The sequence below is a fragment of the Streptomyces sp. NPDC050433 genome (assembly GCF_044458565.1).
Lineage (GTDB): Bacteria > Actinomycetota > Actinomycetes > Streptomycetales > Streptomycetaceae > Streptomyces.
Genome location: NZ_JBITIB010000046.1, coordinates 17,696 through 35,828, shown reverse-complemented (window position 1 = coordinate 35,828; position 18,133 = coordinate 17,696). Strand labels below are relative to the sequence as shown.

Genomic DNA, 18,133 nt, shown 5'->3' with positions numbered 1-18,133 from the left:
CGTTCTGGGGGCCGTACGCATGACCGGCTCACCTCATACGGATGCACCAATACTGCTCACCTTAAGAGGATTGCCGGGCCCTGCGAACAGCGGTCGCCGAACCGGCCTCCGCGACAGCGTCCGGAGGAGCCTCCGAGGGCGCCGTCGAGGCGCCGAAAAGCGGGCCATGACAGGGGGAGCGCCAGCGAACCTGGCGCGCGCCGGTGGCTCGCTCCGTGGCGCGCATCCCCCGTGGGGGTGAGTTGAGACCTCTTCGAGACATCGGACACTCGCCAGGCCTATCCAGCTCAACGCTTGACAGACAACAACCGAATCGCTCAACGACCTGCATTTCCATGCCTATTGAGCGTTGTTGATCATGCAGAAACGTGACTCTTGGGAGGTGAATCTGCGACCGGCTTTACCACCTTGATGAGCCCTACTATCGGCTCGCCATGACACCAGCAGGGAAACACCAGGTGAGCCGGACGGACACATCCCGCCGGGGCAGCCGGCAAGGTCGGGCGGGCATCCGGGACGTGGCCGCCGCAGCCGGTGTCTCCATCACGACCGTCTCCGACGCGCTCAACGGCAAGGGACGGTTACCCGACGCCACACGCCGCCATGTCCGAGAGGTCGCCGAGCGGTTGGGCTACCGCCCGTCCGCCGCGGCCCGAACCCTCCGTACCGGCAAGTCGGGACTGATCGGCCTGACCGTCACCACGTACGGGGATGAACCTTTCACCTTCACCGAATTTGCCTACTTCGCCGAGATGGCACGGGCCGCGACCTCCGCGGCACTCGCCCGCGGCTACGCCCTCGTCATCCTCCCCGCCACCTCCCGACACGACGTCTGGTCGAACGTCGCACTCGACGGCACCGTCGTCGTCGACCCCTCCGACCACGACCCGGTCGTCACCGAACTCGTCCGCCAGGGCCTGCCCGTCGTCTCCGACGGCCGCCCGGCCGGCACCCTCCCCGTCACCGCCTGGGTCGACAACGACCACGAGGCCGCCGTACTCGATCTGCTCGACCATCTCGCCGCGGCCGGCGCCCGCCGGATCGGGCTGCTCACCGGGACCACCACCGACACCTACACGCGCCTCTCCACCACCGCGTATCTGCGCTGGTGCGAGCGCGTCGGACAGGACCCGGTCTACGAGTCCTACCCCGCGCACGACCCCTGCGCCGGGGCCGTCGCCGCCGACCGGCTGCTCGCCCGGCCCGACCGCCCCGACGCCGTGTACGGCCTCTTCGACCCCAACGGCACCGACCTGCTCGCCGCCGCCCGGCGGTACGGCCTGCGGGTGCCCGAGGACCTGCTGCTGGTCTGCTGCAGCGAGTCCACCGTGTACGCGACCACCGAACCGCCCATCACGACGCTCTCGCTCAAGCCGCGCCGTATCGGCACCGCCGTCGTACAACTCCTCATCGACGCCATCGAGGGAATCGACACCGGGCGCCCCGTCGAGCAGGTGATACCGACGGAGCTGATCGTCCGGACCTCGTCCCAACGGCGCCCGCCCCGCACCACGGTCAGCGCTCCAAGGTCTCCCGCGAGAGACTGACACGGGCGGGATCCGGAACACGCAATTCGGGCGATCCGCGTGAAAACAGCCGGTGAAACGTGGGTGGAATCGGATTGACCACCCCTGGTGCGTCACACAGGGGTGGCCGCATTCCTATGATGGGCGCACGACACCGCGGACCTTCCCCTACCTCCGGTGGGGATGTCCCGCCCGATCAGGCGGGCCCGAGAGGTGTACGCCAGGCGCGACGGTGGTGGAGGGGTCGATGACGCAGGGGGCCGGGACCGGTCAGGGACCCGTGGTGCGGACGGCGACGTTGCGCGATTTCCGGGTGCCGCCGTACACGCAGGTTCCCGTGCAGGAGGAGCGGCCCGCGCCGCCCGAACAGCCGGTGCGGAGCGGTGAGATGACCGACGGGGAGCCGATGGCCGTCACGCCCGTGGCGCCTGTGGCGCCCGTGACCGTGGCGTTCGAGACGCCCGGCGCGGTGGGCGAGCCGGGCAGCGGGCCCCGGACCAATCCGCAGAGGGTCACGAACGCCCCTGACGCCTCGTCACGCCCCGATCCGCGCAGCCTGGTCGGTACGCTTCCGGGCGTCCCGGCCACGGCCGTGACACCGCCGGCGCCGCCCGCCGCACCCGCCGCCGCGCCTACCGCCGAAACCGCCCCTTCCGGCCACCCCGGCAACGCCGTCCCGCACGACGAGGTCCCCGAGGGCTACACCCCCACCGAGCGCGACCTCCCCGTCATCAACCGCGGCGACACCGTGCGCGTACTGCGCCCCGAGACAACGGCCGAGAGCCCCGCCGACCCGGACACCCTCGGCCCCCTCTTCGTCGTCGGCGACGTTCACGGCTATCTCGACGAACTCGTCGCCGCCCTCGCCGAACAGGGCCTCATCGACGACGAGGGCAGCTGGGCCGCCGGCAACACCCGCCTCTGGTTCCTCGGCGACTTCACCGACCGGGGACCCGACGGCGTCGGCGTCATCGACCTCGTCATGCGGCTCTCCGCCGAGGCCGCCGCCGCCGGCGGCTACTGCAAGGCCCTGATGGGCAATCACGAACTGCTGCTGCTCGGCGCCCGGCGGTTCGGCGACACCCCCGTCAACTCCGGTGCCGGCACCGCCACCTTCCAGGCCGCCTGGTTGCTGAACGGCGGTCAGAAGACGGACATGGAGCGCCTCCAGGACGTCCATCTCCAGTGGATGTCCCGGCTCGACGCCCTGGTCGAGGAGGACGGGCATCTGCTGATGCACTCCGACACGACCGCGTATCTCGACTACGGCACCACCATCGAGGACGTCAACGACAACGTCCGCGCCATCCTCACCCGCAACGACGCGGACGAGTGCTGGGACATCTTCCGCAAGCTCACCAAGCGCTTCGCGTTCCGCGACAGCGGTGGCCCGGAGGCGGCCAGGGAGCTGATGGCGGCGTACGGCGGACGGCGAATCGTCCACGGCCACAGCCCGATTCCTTATCTGCTCGGCGAAGTCGGCACCGAGGACGCGTCGGACGGCGAGGACAGCTCCGGGCCCGTGGTCGACGGACCGCATGTGTACGCGGACGGGCTCGCCATCGCCATGGACGGCGGCGTGACCATGGCCGGAAAGCTTCTGGTCGTACGGCTCCCGTTGCATAACTGAACAGAGTGGGGGCAGGTGTTTTCGGTGAACCCCCTGTCACCCCGTGCCTTAACCGCTCTACCATCGGCTCATCCGTAGCAGGCTCTCCTCCGTTTTCGCCAATTGGCCGTTCACAGCGGGCAATCCGGCCCTACGGAGCATCGGGGGATGCACATGAACAGCGCTCCGCATCTGCTGACCGAGGATCGCGCCGATTTCGAGCGGATTCTCGACGAGACGCTGCGCCATGCGCACGACCGTCCGGATCTGGCCGATGTCGGACAGCGGCTCAATACCGAACAACTGCGCACCATGGCTCTCAACGCGACGTCTCTGATAACCGCCACCGCGGCGACGGAGTACGAGCACTACGCGAAGGTCCGCGAGGAATTCCGTGCCCCGGCCGCCACACCGGCGGGCAACTCGGTTCTCAGTCCGGCGATGCACGGGACCGCCGAGACCGGCGCGGGTCTCGCCGCCGTCGTCGCCGTCCTGGTGCCGGTCCTGGCGGGCGCCGCGGCCCTCGTCTTCCTGCTCGTCGGCTACAGCCTGAGAATGCTCAGCCCGGTGCCCGCCTTCTCCGGCACGCTGCTGACCGTCGGCTGGTTCTTCGGCGCCGTCGCGGCCCTCGGCCTGGCCGTCGCCGGGGCCGGGCTGCTGATCACGGCCCTGCGCAACGCCGCGACGCAGGTCCCGGCCGGTGAGACGGAAGGCGACTGGCCCGACGAGGTGTCACGGGCCCGCGAGGCATGGCGCGTCGCCGTACTGGAACGGGGCATTCTGCCGTTCCTGCGGGAGGCGCTGGCCGCGCCCGACGTCGAGCCGGCGCCGAAGGCCCGCCCGGCGCAGCATCTGCCGAAGATGGGCTACAGCCGCCCGGACTTCTCCAGCCCCGGCGACGGCGCGACGGCGGGCCAGCGCCCGACGTTCTCCAGCCCGGACTTCTCCAGTCCCGACTACGGCGGGCCCGAGCACCAGCCGGAGTGAGCCCGCGGTGCGAAGGCCCCCGACCGGTCACGTCGGGGGCCTCCCACCGTCACTGCCGAAGGTCAGTCCGCAAGGGGCAGATAGACCCGGTTGCCGTTCGCCGCGAACTCCTTCGACTTGGCCGCCATGCCCGCCTCGATCTCGTCCTGCGAACCGCCGTGATCACGCCGGATATCGTGGGAAATCTTCATCGAACAGAATTTCGGTCCGCACATCGAGCAGAAATGCGCGGTCTTCGCCGGCTCGGCGGGCAGCGTCTCGTCGTGGAACTCCCGTGCCGTGTCCGGGTCGAGCGCCAGATTGAACTGGTCCTCCCAGCGGAATTCGAACCGCGCGTCCGACAGCGCGTCGTCCCACTCCTGCGCCCCCGGATGCCCCTTGGCCAGATCCGCCGCGTGCGCCGCGATCTTGTACGTGATGACTCCGGTCTTCACGTCGTCGCGGTTCGGCAGGCCCAGATGCTCCTTGGGCGTCACGTAGCAGAGCATCGCCGTACCCCACCAGGCGATCATCGCGGCGCCGATGCCGGAGGTGATGTGGTCGTACGCCGGGGCGACATCCGTCGTCAGCGGGCCGAGCGTGTAGAACGGCGCCTCCTCGCAGATCTCCTGCTGAAGGTCAATGTTCTCCTTGATCTTGTGCATCGGGACATGGCCCGGACCCTCGATCATGGTCTGTACGTGGTGCCGCTTGGCGATGGTGTTCAGCTCGCCCAGCGTCCGCAGCTCAGCGAACTGCGCCTCGTCGTTGGCGTCGGCGATCGAGCCGGGGCGAAGACCGTCACCGAGGGAGTACGTCACGTCGTACGTCGCGAGGATGTCGCACAGCTCCTCGAAGTTCTCGTACAGGAACGACTCCTGGTGGTGCGCCAGGCACCACGCCGCCATGATCGAGCCGCCGCGCGAGACGATGCCGGTCTTGCGGCGGGCCGTCAGCGGTACGTACCGCAGCAGCACGCCCGCGTGGACGGTCATGTAGTCGACGCCCTGCTCGGCCTGTTCGATCACCGTGTCCTTGTAGATCTCCCAGGTCAGCTCCTCGGCCTTGCCGTCGACCTTCTCCAGCGCCTGGTAGAGCGGCACGGTGCCGATGGGGACGGGGGAGTTGCGCAGCACCCACTCACGGGTGGTGTGGATGTTACGGCCGGTGGAGAGGTCCATGACCGTGTCGGCGCCCCACTTGGTCGCCCAGGTCATCTTGTCCACCTCCTCCTCGATGGAGGAAGTGACCGCGGAGTTGCCGATGTTGGCGTTGACCTTCACCAGGAACCGCTTGCCGATGATCATCGGCTCGATCTCCGGGTGGTTGACGTTGGCCGGCAGTACGGCGCGGCCCGCGGCGATCTCGTCGCGTACGACCTCGGGCGGGACGTTCTCCCGGATGGCGACGTACTCCATCTCCGGGGTGATGTCGCCCCGCCGGGCGTACGCGAGTTGGGTCACCGCCTGCCCCTCGCGGCCCCGGCGCGGCTGGCGCGGGCGGCCGGGGAAGACCGCGTCGAGATTGCGTAGCCCGCCGCGTGGCGAGGTGTGTTTGAGGCCGTCGTCCTCGGGGCGGACGGGGCGGCCCGCGTACTCCTCGGTGTCGCCGCGGCCGATGATCCAGTTCTCCCGGAGCGGTGCGAGCCCGCGCCGTACGTCGGTGTCAACGGTGGGATCGGTGTACGGCCCCGACGTGTCGTACAGCGTCACGTCGTCGCCGGTGGTGAGGTGCACCTGACGGACGGGCACCCGGAGGTCGGGGCGTGAACCCTCCACATATCCCTTGTGCCAGCCGATGGACGTGCGTGTGTCCTGAACGGTCATATGAGACCTACTCCCTACGCCGGCATTACCCGGTAACAGGTTCGGCGGTCGACGCAGCTCAGGGATCCGGGGAGACCCCGGAACTCCACAGTCAGCGTCCTCTCAGCCCGGTGCTCCGAGCTCCCGCGTGTGTAAAGGCACCACCACGCTAACGCGATGTCGGGCGTGCTGAACAGAGGGCCCCCGTCGTTCTTGCGATGATCGGTCGGTGACCTCATCCCAGCAGACACCCGATACGCACGGCCACGGGCACGGCCACTCGCACAGCCATGGTCCGGCCGCGCCGGTCTCCAAGCACCTGCGCAAGGTCATCGCCGCGGTGCTGATTCCCTTCGCGACGGCCGTCGTTGTCGGGCTCGTCGTGCTCTGGCCCGGCGGTGCCCCTGCGCACGAACGCACCGGTGTCGGCTTCGACCGGCAGACCGAGCAGGGCGAGGTGGTGAAAATCGAGAAGATCGACTGCAAGGACGTCAACGCCGGCCAGGTCCCGTCGACGGGCGACACGTCGACGCCGGAGGGCCGGGAGGCGGAGCAGCGCCAGTCCGGGGACTGTGTCAAGGCGACGGTCGAGGTGACGACCGGGAAGAACAAGGGGCGTACGTTCGTCGAGATCGTCCAGCCGGACGCACCGCGGCAGTTTCACGTGAAACAGGGCGTTGTGGTGGCTTACGCCCCCGACGCTCCGCGTGATCTCCAGTACTCGGTCACGGACGTGAACCGTACGACGCCGATGGCGCTGCTGGCCGGGCTCTTCGCGCTCGCGGTGGTCGTGGTGGGGCGGCTGCGCGGGCTGATGGCACTGGTCGCGCTCGTCATCTCGTTCGCCGTACTGACCCTGTTCATCCTGCCTGCGATTCTCCAGGGCTCGAATCCGCTGATCGTGGCGGTGGTCGGGTCGAGCGCGATCATGCTGATCGCGCTGTATCTGTGCCACGGTCTGACGGCCCGTACGTCGGTGGCCGTGCTCGGCACGCTGATCTCACTGCTGCTGATCGGGCTGCTGGGCTCGCTGTTCATCGGCTGGGCGAGCCTGACGGGCAACACGGACGACAACACCGGGCTGATCCACGGGCTGTATCCGGAGATCGACATGAGCGGTCTGCTGCTGGCGGGCGTCATCATCGGATCGCTCGGTGTGCTGGACGATGTGACGGTCACCCAGACGTCGGCGGTGTGGGAGTTGCGGCAGGCGGACCCGGACATGGGCCCCCGCGCTCTGTACCGGGCGGGGCTCCGGATCGGCCGCGACCACATCGCGTCGGTGGTCAACACGCTCGTACTGGCCTACGCGGGTGCGGCGTTGCCGCTGCTGCTGCTCTTCTCGATCGCGGAGTCGAGTGTGGCGACGGTGGCCACCAGTGAGCTGGTGGCCCAGGAGATCGTACGGACTCTGGTGGGCTCGATCGGGCTGGTCGCCTCGGTGCCGGTGACCACGGCGCTGGCCGCGCTGGTGGTGTCGGCGGACCGTCCGGGGGCGTCGGGACCGTCCATGGAAGCGGGGTCGACGAGGGCGCCGGGGGCGTCTGGGCCGGGCGGACTGGCTGGCTTGGCCGGGTTGCGCGGTGGCGGCGGGCGGCGCCGTAAGGCATAACTCTCGTTCAGGGAGCCTCAGCCCGCGTTCTCCTCGGCGAGGATGCGGCCGAGGGTCTCCTCCAGGTCCCTCTCGAAGTCCCCGAGCGTCATCTCATGGCCGAGCGGGACCAGCCGGTCCGTCCGGTCGAGGAAGGCGACCAGCGGCGGCGCGCTGACCCGGAACAGGGCGTGCTCGGTGCCGACCTGGAGTCTGATGTGGACGTCGGAGAGTTCATCGGGCTGGGTCGGCGAGATGTACACATCGCCGTCGCCGCTGGGCTCGTTGATGCCGTCGACCAGCAGTTCGCGGCCGAAGGCCCAGGTGACCGGGGCGTCGCCGGGCAGATGGAACGTCATCCGTACCGCGTAGGGGTCAGCCGTCTCGTAACGGAGTTCCACGGGAATGCGGAATGACAGCTCTTCGGAGACGAGGAAACTCATCTGGACTTCGGCCTGGACCGACTCGCGCATCAGGTGCCCCGCAGTGGATGACGGAAAGTTACGGAGAGTAAGAAATAAGAGGGATTTCGGAGGTTTAAGGTGTGAAACGTCCGATACTGATGCCCCTTGATCCTCTTCTTTATCGTCCAGCACGCGGTAACAGATCACAAGGAGTGATATTTCAGATACTGATAGAGAATTCCAGCGAGCCGATCAGGTTTCCGCCCGCTGCGGGGCGGGGCTGTTGACCAGCCGGTCCACCGCGTCCCCGAGCAGGAACAGCCCCTTCTCCCGGCGGAGATAGCCCTCGTGGGTCAGGGTGCGCAACAGGTGATAGGTGGTGGCGAGGGGGATACCGGCCTCGCGCGCGAGTTGTTTCGCCGTGGCGCCGTTCGGATGGGCGCCGGCCGACTCCAGCAGGCGCAGCGCACGCCGCACCGAACCGATCAAGGTAGGAGCAGCTGAGGTGGTCGCTGTGGCCAAAGGTCACCCCCAGGCGTACTGACGGGCGTGCGCCCGCTCGCGGGGGCCGCCCCCGCGCCCGCCGCACCCTGGGGGCCTCGGACAGAGTCTGAGGCCCGGCGCCGAGAACTCGTACAAAGCGTTGGCCAGAGTGACCTTCGACGCTCTTTTCGCAGGATGCGGAAGAGGCTTGCCACTCTAATGGCAGCTTCTGAGGAGGGAGCGGTTTCGTCTACGCCGTTCCCCCGCGCGGGCTAACGGCGCGGGCGCGGGGGCCGCCCCGGCGGGGGCGGCGAGGGCGGGGGCGGCGGCGCGGCCTACCAGCCGCCGCGCGAGGACGACGACGTGAACTTCCGCACGGCGAAGACGAGCCCGCCGACCAGGGCCACCAGGATCAGCACCTTGAAGAGCAGCCCGATTACAAACCCGACCACGCTCGCGATCAGCCCGCCGAACACGACGAGAACGACCACGGGCAGCGCGATCCACTTCACCCACCAGGGCATTCCCGAAACAATCTCCCGTACCGCCATCGTCCCTACCTCGTTCCGTGAGTGCCTGAAGCATGAAGGAGCGTGAATACGTGAGCTACGTTCCCGCTGCCTTCGATGCTAGAGCGGCGCGGGCCGGAGCGGAGGTCCCGGAGCCCTGGAACTCCCCTGATCCGACCCTGACGAAAGTGATGAGGGTCCCCGGTCGCCACTCACACCCTGAGCCGCACCCGGCCTCATCCCTCCGGCGGCGAGAAGACGACCATGACCCGCAGGTCCTCGCTGATGTGGTGGAACTTGTGCGGCTGACCGGCCGGGACATAGACGACGCTGCCGCGCCCGACCTGCGTCGTCTCCATGCCCACGGTGATCGACGCCCGCCCGCTCACGACGAAGTAGACCTCGTCCTGGCGGTGCGGCTGCTGCGGGTCCGTGGCGCCGGCATCCAGTGCGTACAGGCCGACGGACATGGACCGTTCCCGCACAAACTGCAGATATGCCCCATCGTTGGCGGCACGTTCCGCCTCCAGCTCGTCAAGTCGGAATGCCTTCATGCCACGATCTCATCATGAAGAATTTCGTAGTCAAGACGATCGCCAACGCCGGTGCCCTGGCCGTGGCGATCTGGCTGATCAATGACATCACGCTGACCGGTGACAGCACCGGCAAGAAGGCTCTCGCGCTGGTCGTCGTCGCGCTGATCTTCGGTTTGGTGAATTTCGTCGTCAAACCGATAGTCCAGCTCCTCACGCTGCCGCTGTTCATCGTCACCCTGGGCCTGTTCACCCTGGTCGTGAACGCGCTGATGCTCATGCTCACCTCCTGGCTCGCCGACAAGCTCGACCTGAGCTTCCATGTCGAGGGCTTCTGGACGGCCGTGCTCGGCGGCCTCATCATCTCGATCGTGTCGTGGGCGCTGAACGTCGTGCTCCCCGACGACAAGGACTGACCCCCATGGCAAGCGGGACAGCCGCCCCCGGTCCGGACCACGCGGTGGGGGACGGCACACGCGTCGTACGGGCCGGGCTGCCCGAACCGGTGAAGTACGAACCGACCATGCCGGGACCGGTGTTCGCCGCCCACTTCCATCTGCCGGGCGAGCCGACCGGCCCGTACACCTACGGCCGCGACACCAACCCCACCTGGACCCATCTGGAACGGGCCATCGGCGAGCTGGAGGCCCCCGGCCGGGCCGTCGAGACGGTCGCCTTCGCCTCCGGGATGGCCGCGATCTCGGCGGTCCTCTTCTCCCAGCTGCGCACCGGCGACGCGGTCGTGCTGCCGGACGACGGCTATCAGGCGCTGCCGCTGCTGCGGGAGCAGCTCACGGCGTACGGCATCGAGGTACGGACCGCGCCCACCGGCGGTGACGCGCAGCTCGACGTGCTGGCCGGTGCCCGGCTGCTGTGGATCGAGACCCCGTCCAACCCCGGACTCGACGTCTGCGACATCCGCCGCCTCGTCCGGGCGGCGCACGAACAGGGCGCCCTCGTCGCCGTCGACAACACCCTCGCCACCCCGCTCGGCCAGCGCCCCCTGGAACTCGGCGCGGACTTCTCCGTGGCCAGCGACACCAAGGGCATGACAGGCCACGGCGACATCCTCCTGGGGCATGTGACCTGCGAGAATCCCGAACTGGCCGCCGGTGTACGGCGCTGGCGCAAGATCGCCGGTGCCATCCCCGGACCGATGGAGGCCTGGCTCGCCCACCGCTCACTGGCCACTCTCCAACTGCGCCTCGACCGGCAGTGCGCGAGCGCGCTGCTGCTCGCGCGGGCGCTGGGCGGGCACGCCGACGTGAGCGGGCTGCGCTACCCCGGACTGACCGACGATCCCTCGCACGCCGTCGCGTCCACGCAGATGCGCCGCTTCGGGTGCGTGGTGTCGTTCGTCCTGCCCGACCGTGAGCACGCCGATCGCTTCCTGGACGGGCTGCGGCTGGTGGACGACGCGACGAGCTTCGGCGGACTGCGGTCGACCGCGGAACGGCGGGGACGGTGGGGCGGCGACGCCGTACCGGAGGGCTTCATCCGGTTCTCCGTGGGCGCCGAGGACCCCGACGACCTCATCGCGGACGTGCTGCGCGCGCTGACCGAAGCCGCACCCTGAGGACCTGCCGGACCCTCGAAGCGGAACGGGCGGTCCGAGCCTCCCCCCTCGTGGCTCGGGCCGCCCCCGGGTTCCACGCGCGAAGAACCACGTTCACAAGGCTAATTGACTCTGCGTCAGTGTCCAATCACCGTAGCGACAGCGGCCTATCGACTTATTTATAGTTGGACGCTCCGGCGACGGGCCCCCGGGGCGGGTTCGCATGAGGCCGGAAGTTGAGGAGGGCTGTCATGGATCTGGCCCTGCTGCGTACCTTCGTGACCGTCCACCGAGCCGGCTCCTTCACCCGCGCCGCCGCCCTGCTCGGGCTCTCGCAGCCCGCGGTCACCGGCCAGATACGCACCCTGGAGCGGCAGTTGGGCCGGCCGCTGTTCCTGCGCCAGGCCCGTGGCGTCACGCCCACCACCATGGGTGACGAACTCGCCCACCGCGCCGCGCCCCACCTCGACGCCCTGGTCGAGATCACCGAGACCGGGCTCGACGACGAGTCGGGCGTCCGGACACTGCATCTCGCGGGGCCGCCGGAGTTCACCTCCGTACGCGCCCTGCCCGCGCTCACCTCGCTGACCGGCCAGGGCCTCGCGCTCCGCGCCTCCTTCTTCGCCAACGCCGAGGAGACCCTGGACGGCCTCGCCGCCGGACACCACGACCTCGCCATCGCCACTGCCCGGCCGCGCGGCGGACTGCTCACCGCGACCCCGCTCTGCGACGAGGAGCACGTCCTGGTCGCCTCTCCGCGCTGGGCGGCGCGGCTGGGCCACAACGTGCTGCGCAAGGGCCATGTCGTACTGGAACAGCTGCCCGTGGTGGAGGTCCACGAGTCCCTGCCGCTCGTCTCCCGCTACTGGGCGTCGGTCTTCGACTCCCGGCCGGCCGCCGCCGGCGCCGTCATCGCACCCGACCTGCGCGCCGTCCTGGAGAGCACGGCGGCGGGCGCCGGACTGGCCGTACTGCCCCGCTATCTCTGCGAAGCCGCGCTGGAACGCGGCGAGATAGTCGCCCTCTACGATCCGCCGGTGCCCCCGCTGCGCACGTACTTCCTCGTCGTACGCACCGGCACGCTCGCCCTGCCGCATATCGCGCGGGCGCACGAATGGCTGCTGCGCGCTTCGGTCGACTGGTGACCGGGCGCCGCGTGGGAGTTTCGACGCGGCCGTATCGGGCCACGCTCTTCCCATGACCGAACGGCCCGTGGTCAAGCGCACCGCACGCGCCATCCTGCTCGACGGCGACCATCTCGTCCTCATCAAGCGCACGAAGCCCGGCGTGGATCCGTACTGGCTGACTCCGGGCGGCGGGGTCGAGCCGGACGACGCGACCGTCGTGGACGCGCTCCACCGCGAGGTGGACGAGGAGCTGGGCGCCAAGATCACCGATGTCGTGCCGTGCTTCGTCGACACCGTCGAGCACATCACGGACGGTGGCACCGCCGGTGTGAAGGTGCAGCACTTCTTCGTCTGCCGGCTCGAATCGATGGACCCGTCGCTGCGGCACGGGCCGGAGATCGACGCGCCATGCGGGGAGTACGAGATCGTACGGGTGCCGTTCAGCCGGGTCGGGATCGCCGCCGTCCATCTCGTACCGCTGTCGCTGCGGCACTATCTGGACGGCAACATCGAGGGAGTACGGGCGATGCACGCGCCCGACCTGGGCTGACAGCGGCGGGAGTGCCCTCCGGCTCACGGCAGGGACTGTCCGCGTACGCCGAGGTCGGTACGGACGGTTACTCCCTGCGTCAGACGCCCTTCGAGGCTGATCACGGCACCGTGTTTCACGTGAAACCACTCAAGCGGCCCGCCCGCCGGGCACTCCTCGTCGTCCATGTCGCCGTCTCCGTGAGCTGGCTGGGCCTCACCCTCGGCCTGCTCACGCTTGGTATCACCGCCTACACCACCGGCGACTCCACCCTCACCGAAGCCTCCTACCGCGCGATGAAGGTCTTCTCCGACTGGCTGCTCGCACCCATCGTCGTGGTCACGCTCGTCAGCGGGCTGGTGCTCTCCCTCGGTACGCCCTGGGGTCTGGCCCGGTACCACTGGGTCTGGATCAAGTTCTGGATCACGTTGGTCACCGGCGCCGCGACGGTCTTCGCACTGCGGCCGGGGATCGTGCAGGCCGCCGGCAGCGGCGGTGTGGCCGACAGCAGCCTGGTCGCCGCGCCGGCGGTGGCGACCGGCGCGTACCTCTTCATGACCGTGATCTCGGTGCTGAAGCCATGGGGGCTGACGCGCCGGGGACGACGGCACCGGGCCGGACGCCAGGGCCGTAAGCCGTCGGCGAAGCGCCTCAGCCCAGCCGCGTGAGGGGCCGGGGCGAGGCGGTGACCTTGTCGCCGCCACGGGCGGCGCGCCGTTCCAGGGTGTGCGAGAGCACGGCGAGGAACAGCGCCGACGCGGCGAGTGCGGCACCGACCCAGTTGGGCGCGGTGTAGCCGAGTCCGGCGCCGATGACCAGTCCGCCGAGCCAGGCGGCGAGGGCGTTGCCCAGGTTGAACGCGCCGATGTTGACGGCGGAGGCGAGCGTCGGGGCGCCGGACGCCTGGTCGAGGACGCGCTTCTGGAGCGGCGGCACGGTCGCGAAGCCGAGCGCGCCGATCAGGGTGAGGGTGACGGCCGCGGTGATCTTGTTGTGCGCGGTGAGGGTGAACAGCGCCAGGACCACGGACAGGGCGCCGAGCGCCACGTACAGCATGGGCATGAGGCGGCGGTCGGCGTACCTGCCTCCGACGAGGTTGCCGCCGACCATGCCGACGCCGAGGAGCACCAGGAGCCAGGTGACGGAGGAGTCGGCGAAGCCGGCGGTCTTCGTCATCATCGGCGTGATGTACGTGATCGCGGCGAAGACCCCGCCGAAGCCGAGGACGGTCATCCCCATGGCGAGCAGGACCTGGACGTTGCGGAACGCGGCCACCTCGTGGCGGAGCCGTACGCCCTCCAGGCGCGGCTGCTCCGGTACGAGCTTGGCGACACCGGCGAGACCGACGACTCCCAGACCCGCGACGAGCAGGAAGGTCGCGCGCCAGCCGGCGGTCTGGCCGACGTACGTACCCAGGGGGACACCCACAACATTGGCGAGGGTGAGACCGGTGAACATCATCGCGATGGCGCCGGCGCGCTTGTGCGGGGCGACCAGCCCCGCGGCGACGACTGAGCCGATGCCGAAGAACGCGCCGTGGGCGAGCGAGGCGACGACACGGCCGGTGAGCATGAGACCGAAGGTGGGGGCGAGGGCGGACAGGACGTTGCCCGCGATGAACAGGCCCATCAGCAGCATCAGCATGCGCTTGCGGCTGACGCGGGTGCCCAGGATGGTCATGATCGGCGCGCCGAGTACGACTCCGAGGGCATAGCCGCTGACCAGATGGCCCGCGGTGGGGATGGTGACGCCGTACTCGGTGGCGACCTCGGGGAGCAGCCCCATGATCACGAATTCGGTGGTCCCGATCCCGAACGCCCCGATGGCCAGGGCGAGGAGCGCGAGTGGCATGGGTGTGGCCTTCCAGGGAGAAGTGCGTCTGCGCGGCGATGCCCGCCTCTGCGGGCAGGCGCTACTTGTTGTGCGTGCGCTTTACAAGCGTGGACAATACTTGCAGACGCGGTTTAATTGCAAGCGCGCTATATTGCAGACGTGCCCTATCCTGGTCTCAGCAAGCTCCGGTCGATGGAGACCACGGAGACGACGGAGGAAGACGCCCATGGCTGCCACGGATCCCGCGCTCACCGCCCTCGCCCAGGGCTGGGTGGCGCTCTCCCTGCTGCACAGCAGGATCGAGTCGCACATCGAGCGGGAGTTGCAGCGCGGGCACGATCTCAGCGTCCGCGAGTACTCACTGCTCGACGTCCTCAGCCGCCAGCACGACGGCGAGGGCGGCCACCTTCAGATGAAGCAGGTCGCCGACGCCGTCGTCCTCAGCCAGAGCGCGACCACCCGCCTGGTCACCCGTCTTGAGGACCGCGGACTGCTCACCCGCTATCTGTGCCCGACAGACCGGCGCGGGATCTACACCGACGTCAGCGAGTCGGGCCTCCGGCTCCTGGCCGACGCGCGGCCGACGAACGACACCGCGCTGCGCGAGGCGCTGGACGCGGCGGCGACCAACCCTGAGCTGGCACCGCTGGTCAGGGCCGTGGAGGAACTGCGTGTGCCCGCACGGCCGGCCCCGGCGTAATCTGCGAGCCATGAACGATCTGCGCATACGGCCGGCCGACGCCGGTGACCTCCCGGAGATCGTGGCGATGCTCGCCGACGATCCGCTGGGCGCCGCACGCGAGTCGCCGGACGACCTCACCCCGTACCTCAAGGCCTTCGGGCGGCTCGCCGACGACCCGAATCAGTACCAGGTCGTCGCCGAGCGCGGCGGACGGATCGTCGGGACGCTGCAACTGACGATCATCGCGGGCATCTCCCGCCGGGGCGCGACGCGTTCGATCATCGAGGGCGTACGTGTCCACGCCGACGAGCGGGGCTCCGGCCTCGGCACCCGGTTGATCCAGTGGGCCGTCGACGAATCCGGGCGCCAGGGCTGCCAGTTGGTGCAGCTGACGTCCGACGCGTCGCGGACGGACGCCCAGCGCTTCTACGAGCGGCTCGGTTTCACCGCGTCGCACGTCGGATTCAAGATGAGCCTGGAGGGACGGGCGTAACGTGCAGAACCGGCGTGGCGTCCGGGGCCGCCGGGGTGCGGCCCTGGATTCCTTCGTCCGGTTTCACGTGAAACATCACAGACCGCGCCAGCCCTGCGCGTCCACCCCGCCCGGCACCGCGTCCCCCGGCTCGTACGGCTCACGCGTGTAGACAAAGGAGCCCAGGTCGAGATGGCTGACCCGGCCGTCCGGGCGCCGTACCACCTTCAGCGTCTCCCCCGCGTAGTAACCGTCGAGCCCCTTCCACGTACCGTCCGGCTGCGCCACGAACCGGGAGCGGCGGCCCGCCGCGCGCAACGGCTTGAAGTCCAGGCCGCGGTCCGCCGTCAGGCGCAGCACGAACGGAGTCGCGCCCCAGTACCAGGCGCCGGTCAGCGCCAGCAGCGACTGGTCGACCTCGGGCAGTGGCCGCCACGGCTCCGGGATCCGGGGCTCCGCGTCCGCCACGATGCCGATCAGTTCGGCGGCGACCAGGCCCGTGAGCGGTCCCGAGGTGACGTTGGCCAGCGTGACGGCGACCAGTCCGTCCTCGACACTCACCCAGAGCGCGGCGATGAAGCCCGGCAGCGAGCCCGTGTGCCCGGCGAGCGTGCGACCGCCCCGGTGAACGAGCTGTACGCCGAGCCCGTAACCGCCCTCCCACTCCCCGTCCTCGGGAGGCGTGGCGGGCGTGCGGGCCTCCCGTACGGACGCGGCGCTCAGGACCCGGTCGTCGCCCTCTGCGAGGAACGCCCCGAAGCGGCACAGGTCGTCGGCCGTCGACCAGAGCTGGCCCGCCGGGGCCATCAGGCCCAGATCCTCGGCCGGTTCGGGCAGGATCGCGTCGGCCCAGGGATGCACGGCGAAACCGCCGGCCGCCGGGGCGACCGGCTGGGTGCTCGTACGGTGCATCGACAGCGGCTCCAGAATCTCCCGCCGCAGCACCTCCTCCCAGGACGCGCCCCGAAGCGCCTCGATGAGCGAACCGAGCAGCGTGTAGCCGGGGTTGGAGTAGTGGTGCAGCCGGCCGGCGGGGTGCAGTACGGGGTGCTCGCCGAGGACGTCGGCCAGCTCGGGGCGCGTCGTGCCCGGTGTCCGCTCCCACCAAGGGGCCGGCGCCTCGGCCGCCAGACCGGCTCCATGGCCGAGGAGCTGGGCGATGGTGACGTCGCCGACCCCGGTGCCGGGAAGGTGCTTCTCCAGCGGGTCCGCCAGATCGAGCAGGCCCTCGTCGCGCAGCCGCAGCACCAGAACGGCGGTGAAGCACTTGGTGATCGAGCCGATCCGGTACTGGGTGTCCGCGTCCGGCTCATGACCGTCCACACAGCTGCGCCCGGCCGCCCAGACGGTGCGCCCGCCACGGGCGACCGCACCGACGACCGAGGGGGCGCGGCCCTCGGACTGCGCGGTGGCGATGCGGTGGAGGAGAGCGCGCCGGGTACCGGGGAGAAGGTCTTCGAAGGATGACGTCATGGTCCAGATCTATCGGTAGGCCCCTGCCCCGTCGACCGCATTTCCGCCCGGTACCCGCTCCGCGCGTCGTCGGGCAGGCTGGGGGGCGGCGCTCAGAGCGCCAGGCCGTCGAGGATGCCGGCCACCTTCGGGGCCTGGAGCAGGAAGCCGGTGTGGCTGCTGTCCAGACTGTGCACCTCGTAACGGTTACCCGGCGTCAGCTCGTCCGCCTCGGCGATCAGCCGGTCCTGCATGGCCACCGGGAGCGACCGGTCATTGGTGAGTCGGATGTAGGAGCGGGCGATCGTGCCCCACGTATCGGCGTGCCCGCGCCCGTCGCCGCCGATCACCGCCAGCGACTCGTCTGGCTGGAGGATGTTGATGAAGGCCATGAACTGCGCGTCGGTGGCTTCCGCCATCGTCGCCGCCTTGAGGCGGGCGAGCAGGTCCGGATCGGCGGTCCGGTAGTTGGCCCGGCCGGCTCCGACGACGGACGGGTCACCCACGTTGAAGCCGCCGAGGCCGGGGAGCAGGCTGTCGGCGAACTCGGGCTCCGCCATGTACTCCATCGGGTTGGCGCGCCCTACGCACGACCACGCGGAGATGTATACGAGCCGGTCGATCAGACCCGGAATCTCGTTGCCGACGGCGGTGGTCGTCAGCCCGCCGAGGCTGGCGCCCACGAGCACCACCGGCCCGTGCTCGGCCACGCGCCGGACGACGTCGGCCACCATGTCGACGTTGTCCCGGAGGGTGACGCCCGCCAGCGTCGACGGCTCGGCCGCCCACGCGCCGAGATCCTGCGGTGCCTGATAGGCGACGGGATACTGCGCGTCGAGCCCGTGCCCCGGCAGGTCGACGGCGAAGCTGCGATGCCCGAGCAGCGCCAGCTCACGCTGGACCGGGGCCCACATGAACGAGCTGGCGCACGAGCCGTGGACCAGCACGAAGGTGGGGCGGTCCAGGGGTGACGTGGTGGAGGCGGAGGCCATAAGGATCAGTCCCATTCAACGGATCACGGGAGCGCGGATGCGTTCCCGTTACGACTTTCGTCGAC

At 69.6% G+C, this 18,133-nt stretch carries 18 protein-coding genes, 1 pseudogene and 1 riboswitch; of the genes and pseudogenes, 11 read left to right on the top strand and 8 right to left on the bottom strand.

Annotated elements, in window-relative coordinates:
• Positions 1-434 precede the first annotated feature (434 nt).
• The 3 genes from ACIBLA_RS35460 (at position 435) to ACIBLA_RS35450 (ending at position 4,122) form a co-directional block, all read left to right on the top strand.
• Positions 435-1,547 carry a LacI family DNA-binding transcriptional regulator gene (locus ACIBLA_RS35460; RefSeq protein WP_363240062.1) on the top strand — a complete coding sequence of 371 codons (1,113 nt, stop codon included), beginning with the start codon at positions 435-437 and terminating at the stop codon, positions 1,545-1,547.
• 226 nt (positions 1,548-1,773) lie between these two features.
• A complete protein-coding gene (locus ACIBLA_RS35455) occupies positions 1,774-3,156 on the top strand; it encodes a metallophosphoesterase (protein WP_399200941.1) in 1,383 nt (460 codons plus the stop codon).
• Between the two features lie 147 nt (positions 3,157-3,303).
• Positions 3,304-4,122, top strand: a complete 819-nt coding sequence (locus tag ACIBLA_RS35450) for a hypothetical protein (protein ID WP_363240064.1) — start codon at positions 3,304-3,306, stop codon at positions 4,120-4,122.
• Positions 4,123-4,184: 62 nt separating this feature from the next.
• Here the strand turns inward: ACIBLA_RS35450 and thiC are convergent, their stop codons facing one another.
• Positions 4,185-5,927, bottom strand: coding sequence for a phosphomethylpyrimidine synthase ThiC (gene thiC, locus ACIBLA_RS35445; RefSeq protein WP_363240065.1), 1,743 nt, complete (start codon positions 5,925-5,927; stop codon positions 4,185-4,187).
• Positions 5,922-6,064: riboswitch (TPP riboswitch) on the bottom strand. Its footprint overlaps the gene before it by 6 nt.
• 71 nt (positions 6,065-6,135) lie before the next feature.
• Here thiC and ACIBLA_RS35440 point away from each other — a divergent pair.
• Positions 6,136-7,518, top strand: a complete 1,383-nt coding sequence (locus ACIBLA_RS35440; RefSeq protein ID WP_363240066.1) for a YibE/F family protein — start codon at positions 6,136-6,138, stop codon at positions 7,516-7,518.
• A 17-nt stretch (positions 7,519-7,535) separates the two neighbouring features.
• Here the strand turns inward: ACIBLA_RS35440 and ACIBLA_RS35435 are convergent, their stop codons facing one another.
• The 4 genes and pseudogenes from ACIBLA_RS35435 to ACIBLA_RS35420 form a co-directional block, all read right to left on the bottom strand.
• Positions 7,536-7,970, bottom strand: a complete 435-nt coding sequence (locus ACIBLA_RS35435) for an SsgA family sporulation/cell division regulator (RefSeq protein ID WP_363240067.1) — start codon at positions 7,968-7,970, stop codon at positions 7,536-7,538.
• A 204-nt stretch (positions 7,971-8,174) separates the two neighbouring features.
• Positions 8,175-8,423 (bottom strand): annotated as a pseudogene (locus tag ACIBLA_RS35430) (helix-turn-helix domain-containing protein); the annotation flags it as partial.
• 296 nt (positions 8,424-8,719) lie between these two features.
• Positions 8,720-8,935 carry a DUF5326 family protein gene (locus ACIBLA_RS35425; RefSeq protein WP_363240068.1) on the bottom strand — a complete coding sequence of 72 codons (216 nt, stop codon included), beginning with the start codon at positions 8,933-8,935 and terminating at the stop codon, positions 8,720-8,722.
• Between the two features lie 194 nt (positions 8,936-9,129).
• Positions 9,130-9,447, bottom strand: coding sequence for a cupin domain-containing protein (locus ACIBLA_RS35420; protein WP_363240069.1), 318 nt, complete (start codon positions 9,445-9,447; stop codon positions 9,130-9,132).
• A gap of 14 nt (positions 9,448-9,461) precedes the next feature.
• Between ACIBLA_RS35420 and ACIBLA_RS35415 the strand changes: the two genes are divergently transcribed.
• From ACIBLA_RS35415 to ACIBLA_RS35395, 5 genes are all read left to right on the top strand, one after another.
• Positions 9,462-9,842, top strand: a complete 381-nt coding sequence (locus ACIBLA_RS35415; RefSeq protein WP_363240070.1) for a phage holin family protein — start codon at positions 9,462-9,464, stop codon at positions 9,840-9,842.
• A gap of 5 nt (positions 9,843-9,847) precedes the next feature.
• Positions 9,848-11,002, top strand: a complete 1,155-nt coding sequence (locus ACIBLA_RS35410) for a cystathionine gamma-lyase (RefSeq protein WP_363240071.1) — start codon at positions 9,848-9,850, stop codon at positions 11,000-11,002.
• A 230-nt stretch (positions 11,003-11,232) separates the two neighbouring features.
• Entirely contained in the window at positions 11,233-12,126 is an 894-nt protein-coding gene (locus ACIBLA_RS35405) for a LysR family transcriptional regulator (protein WP_363240072.1), read from the top strand.
• A 52-nt stretch (positions 12,127-12,178) separates the two neighbouring features.
• Positions 12,179-12,658 carry an NUDIX hydrolase gene (locus tag ACIBLA_RS35400; protein ID WP_363240073.1) on the top strand — a complete coding sequence of 160 codons (480 nt, stop codon included), beginning with the start codon at positions 12,179-12,181 and terminating at the stop codon, positions 12,656-12,658.
• A 119-nt stretch (positions 12,659-12,777) separates the two neighbouring features.
• Positions 12,778-13,305: a DUF2269 domain-containing protein gene (locus ACIBLA_RS35395; RefSeq protein WP_363240074.1), complete on the top strand. Its 528-nt coding sequence runs from the start codon at positions 12,778-12,780 to the stop codon at positions 13,303-13,305.
• On the opposite strand, the gene ACIBLA_RS35390 is transcribed toward ACIBLA_RS35395, so the two are convergent.
• On the bottom strand, positions 13,289-14,488 hold the full coding sequence (locus ACIBLA_RS35390; RefSeq protein WP_363240075.1) for an MFS transporter: 1,200 nt from the start codon (positions 14,486-14,488) through the stop codon (positions 13,289-13,291). The genes ACIBLA_RS35395 and ACIBLA_RS35390 overlap by 17 nt on opposite strands.
• Before the next feature lie 208 nt (positions 14,489-14,696).
• Between ACIBLA_RS35390 and ACIBLA_RS35385 the strand changes: the two genes are divergently transcribed.
• Positions 14,697-15,170 (top strand): MarR family transcriptional regulator, encoded by a 474-nt coding sequence (locus tag ACIBLA_RS35385; protein WP_363240076.1) that lies wholly within the window; start codon positions 14,697-14,699, stop codon positions 15,168-15,170.
• Positions 15,171-15,180: 10 nt separating this feature from the next.
• Positions 15,181-15,645 carry a GNAT family N-acetyltransferase gene (locus tag ACIBLA_RS35380; RefSeq protein WP_363240077.1) on the top strand — a complete coding sequence of 155 codons (465 nt, stop codon included), beginning with the start codon at positions 15,181-15,183 and terminating at the stop codon, positions 15,643-15,645.
• A gap of 75 nt (positions 15,646-15,720) precedes the next feature.
• Here the strand turns inward: ACIBLA_RS35380 and ACIBLA_RS35375 are convergent, their stop codons facing one another.
• Together ACIBLA_RS35375 and ACIBLA_RS35370 are read right to left on the bottom strand one after the other, a co-directional pair.
• Entirely contained in the window at positions 15,721-17,097 is a 1,377-nt protein-coding gene (locus ACIBLA_RS35375) for a serine hydrolase domain-containing protein (protein WP_363240078.1), read from the bottom strand.
• A 92-nt stretch (positions 17,098-17,189) separates the two neighbouring features.
• Positions 17,190-18,083, bottom strand: a complete 894-nt coding sequence (locus tag ACIBLA_RS35370) for an alpha/beta fold hydrolase (protein ID WP_363240079.1) — start codon at positions 18,081-18,083, stop codon at positions 17,190-17,192.
• Positions 18,084-18,133 lie beyond the last annotated feature (50 nt).

Bases quoted from the DNA above. Each gene is read 5' to 3' on its own strand.
- ACIBLA_RS35460 (WP_363240062.1), top strand. From the start codon at position 435: ATGACACCAGCAGGGAAACACCAGGTGAGCCGGACGGACACATCCCGC.
- ACIBLA_RS35405 (WP_363240072.1), top strand. From the start codon at position 11,233: ATGGATCTGGCCCTGCTGCGTACCTTCGTGACCGTCCACCGAGCCGGC.
- thiC (WP_363240065.1), bottom strand. From the start codon at position 5,927: ATGACCGTTCAGGACACACGCACGTCCATCGGCTGGCACAAGGGATAT.
- ACIBLA_RS35380 (WP_363240077.1), top strand. From the start codon at position 15,181: ATGAACGATCTGCGCATACGGCCGGCCGACGCCGGTGACCTCCCGGAG.
- ACIBLA_RS35455 (WP_399200941.1), top strand. From the start codon at position 1,774: ATGACGCAGGGGGCCGGGACCGGTCAGGGACCCGTGGTGCGGACGGCG.
- ACIBLA_RS35385 (WP_363240076.1), top strand. From the start codon at position 14,697: ATGGCTGCCACGGATCCCGCGCTCACCGCCCTCGCCCAGGGCTGGGTG.
- ACIBLA_RS35375 (WP_363240078.1), bottom strand. From the start codon at position 17,097: ATGACGTCATCCTTCGAAGACCTTCTCCCCGGTACCCGGCGCGCTCTC.
- ACIBLA_RS35420 (WP_363240069.1), bottom strand. From the start codon at position 9,447: ATGAAGGCATTCCGACTTGACGAGCTGGAGGCGGAACGTGCCGCCAAC.
- ACIBLA_RS35415 (WP_363240070.1), top strand. From the start codon at position 9,462: ATGAAGAATTTCGTAGTCAAGACGATCGCCAACGCCGGTGCCCTGGCC.
- ACIBLA_RS35410 (WP_363240071.1), top strand. From the start codon at position 9,848: ATGGCAAGCGGGACAGCCGCCCCCGGTCCGGACCACGCGGTGGGGGAC.
- ACIBLA_RS35370 (WP_363240079.1), bottom strand. From the start codon at position 18,083: ATGGGACTGATCCTTATGGCCTCCGCCTCCACCACGTCACCCCTGGAC.
- ACIBLA_RS35400 (WP_363240073.1), top strand. From the start codon at position 12,179: ATGACCGAACGGCCCGTGGTCAAGCGCACCGCACGCGCCATCCTGCTC.
- ACIBLA_RS35450 (WP_363240064.1), top strand. From the start codon at position 3,304: ATGCACATGAACAGCGCTCCGCATCTGCTGACCGAGGATCGCGCCGAT.
- ACIBLA_RS35425 (WP_363240068.1), bottom strand. From the start codon at position 8,935: ATGGCGGTACGGGAGATTGTTTCGGGAATGCCCTGGTGGGTGAAGTGG.
- ACIBLA_RS35390 (WP_363240075.1), bottom strand. From the start codon at position 14,488: ATGCCACTCGCGCTCCTCGCCCTGGCCATCGGGGCGTTCGGGATCGGG.
- ACIBLA_RS35435 (WP_363240067.1), bottom strand. From the start codon at position 7,970: ATGCGCGAGTCGGTCCAGGCCGAAGTCCAGATGAGTTTCCTCGTCTCC.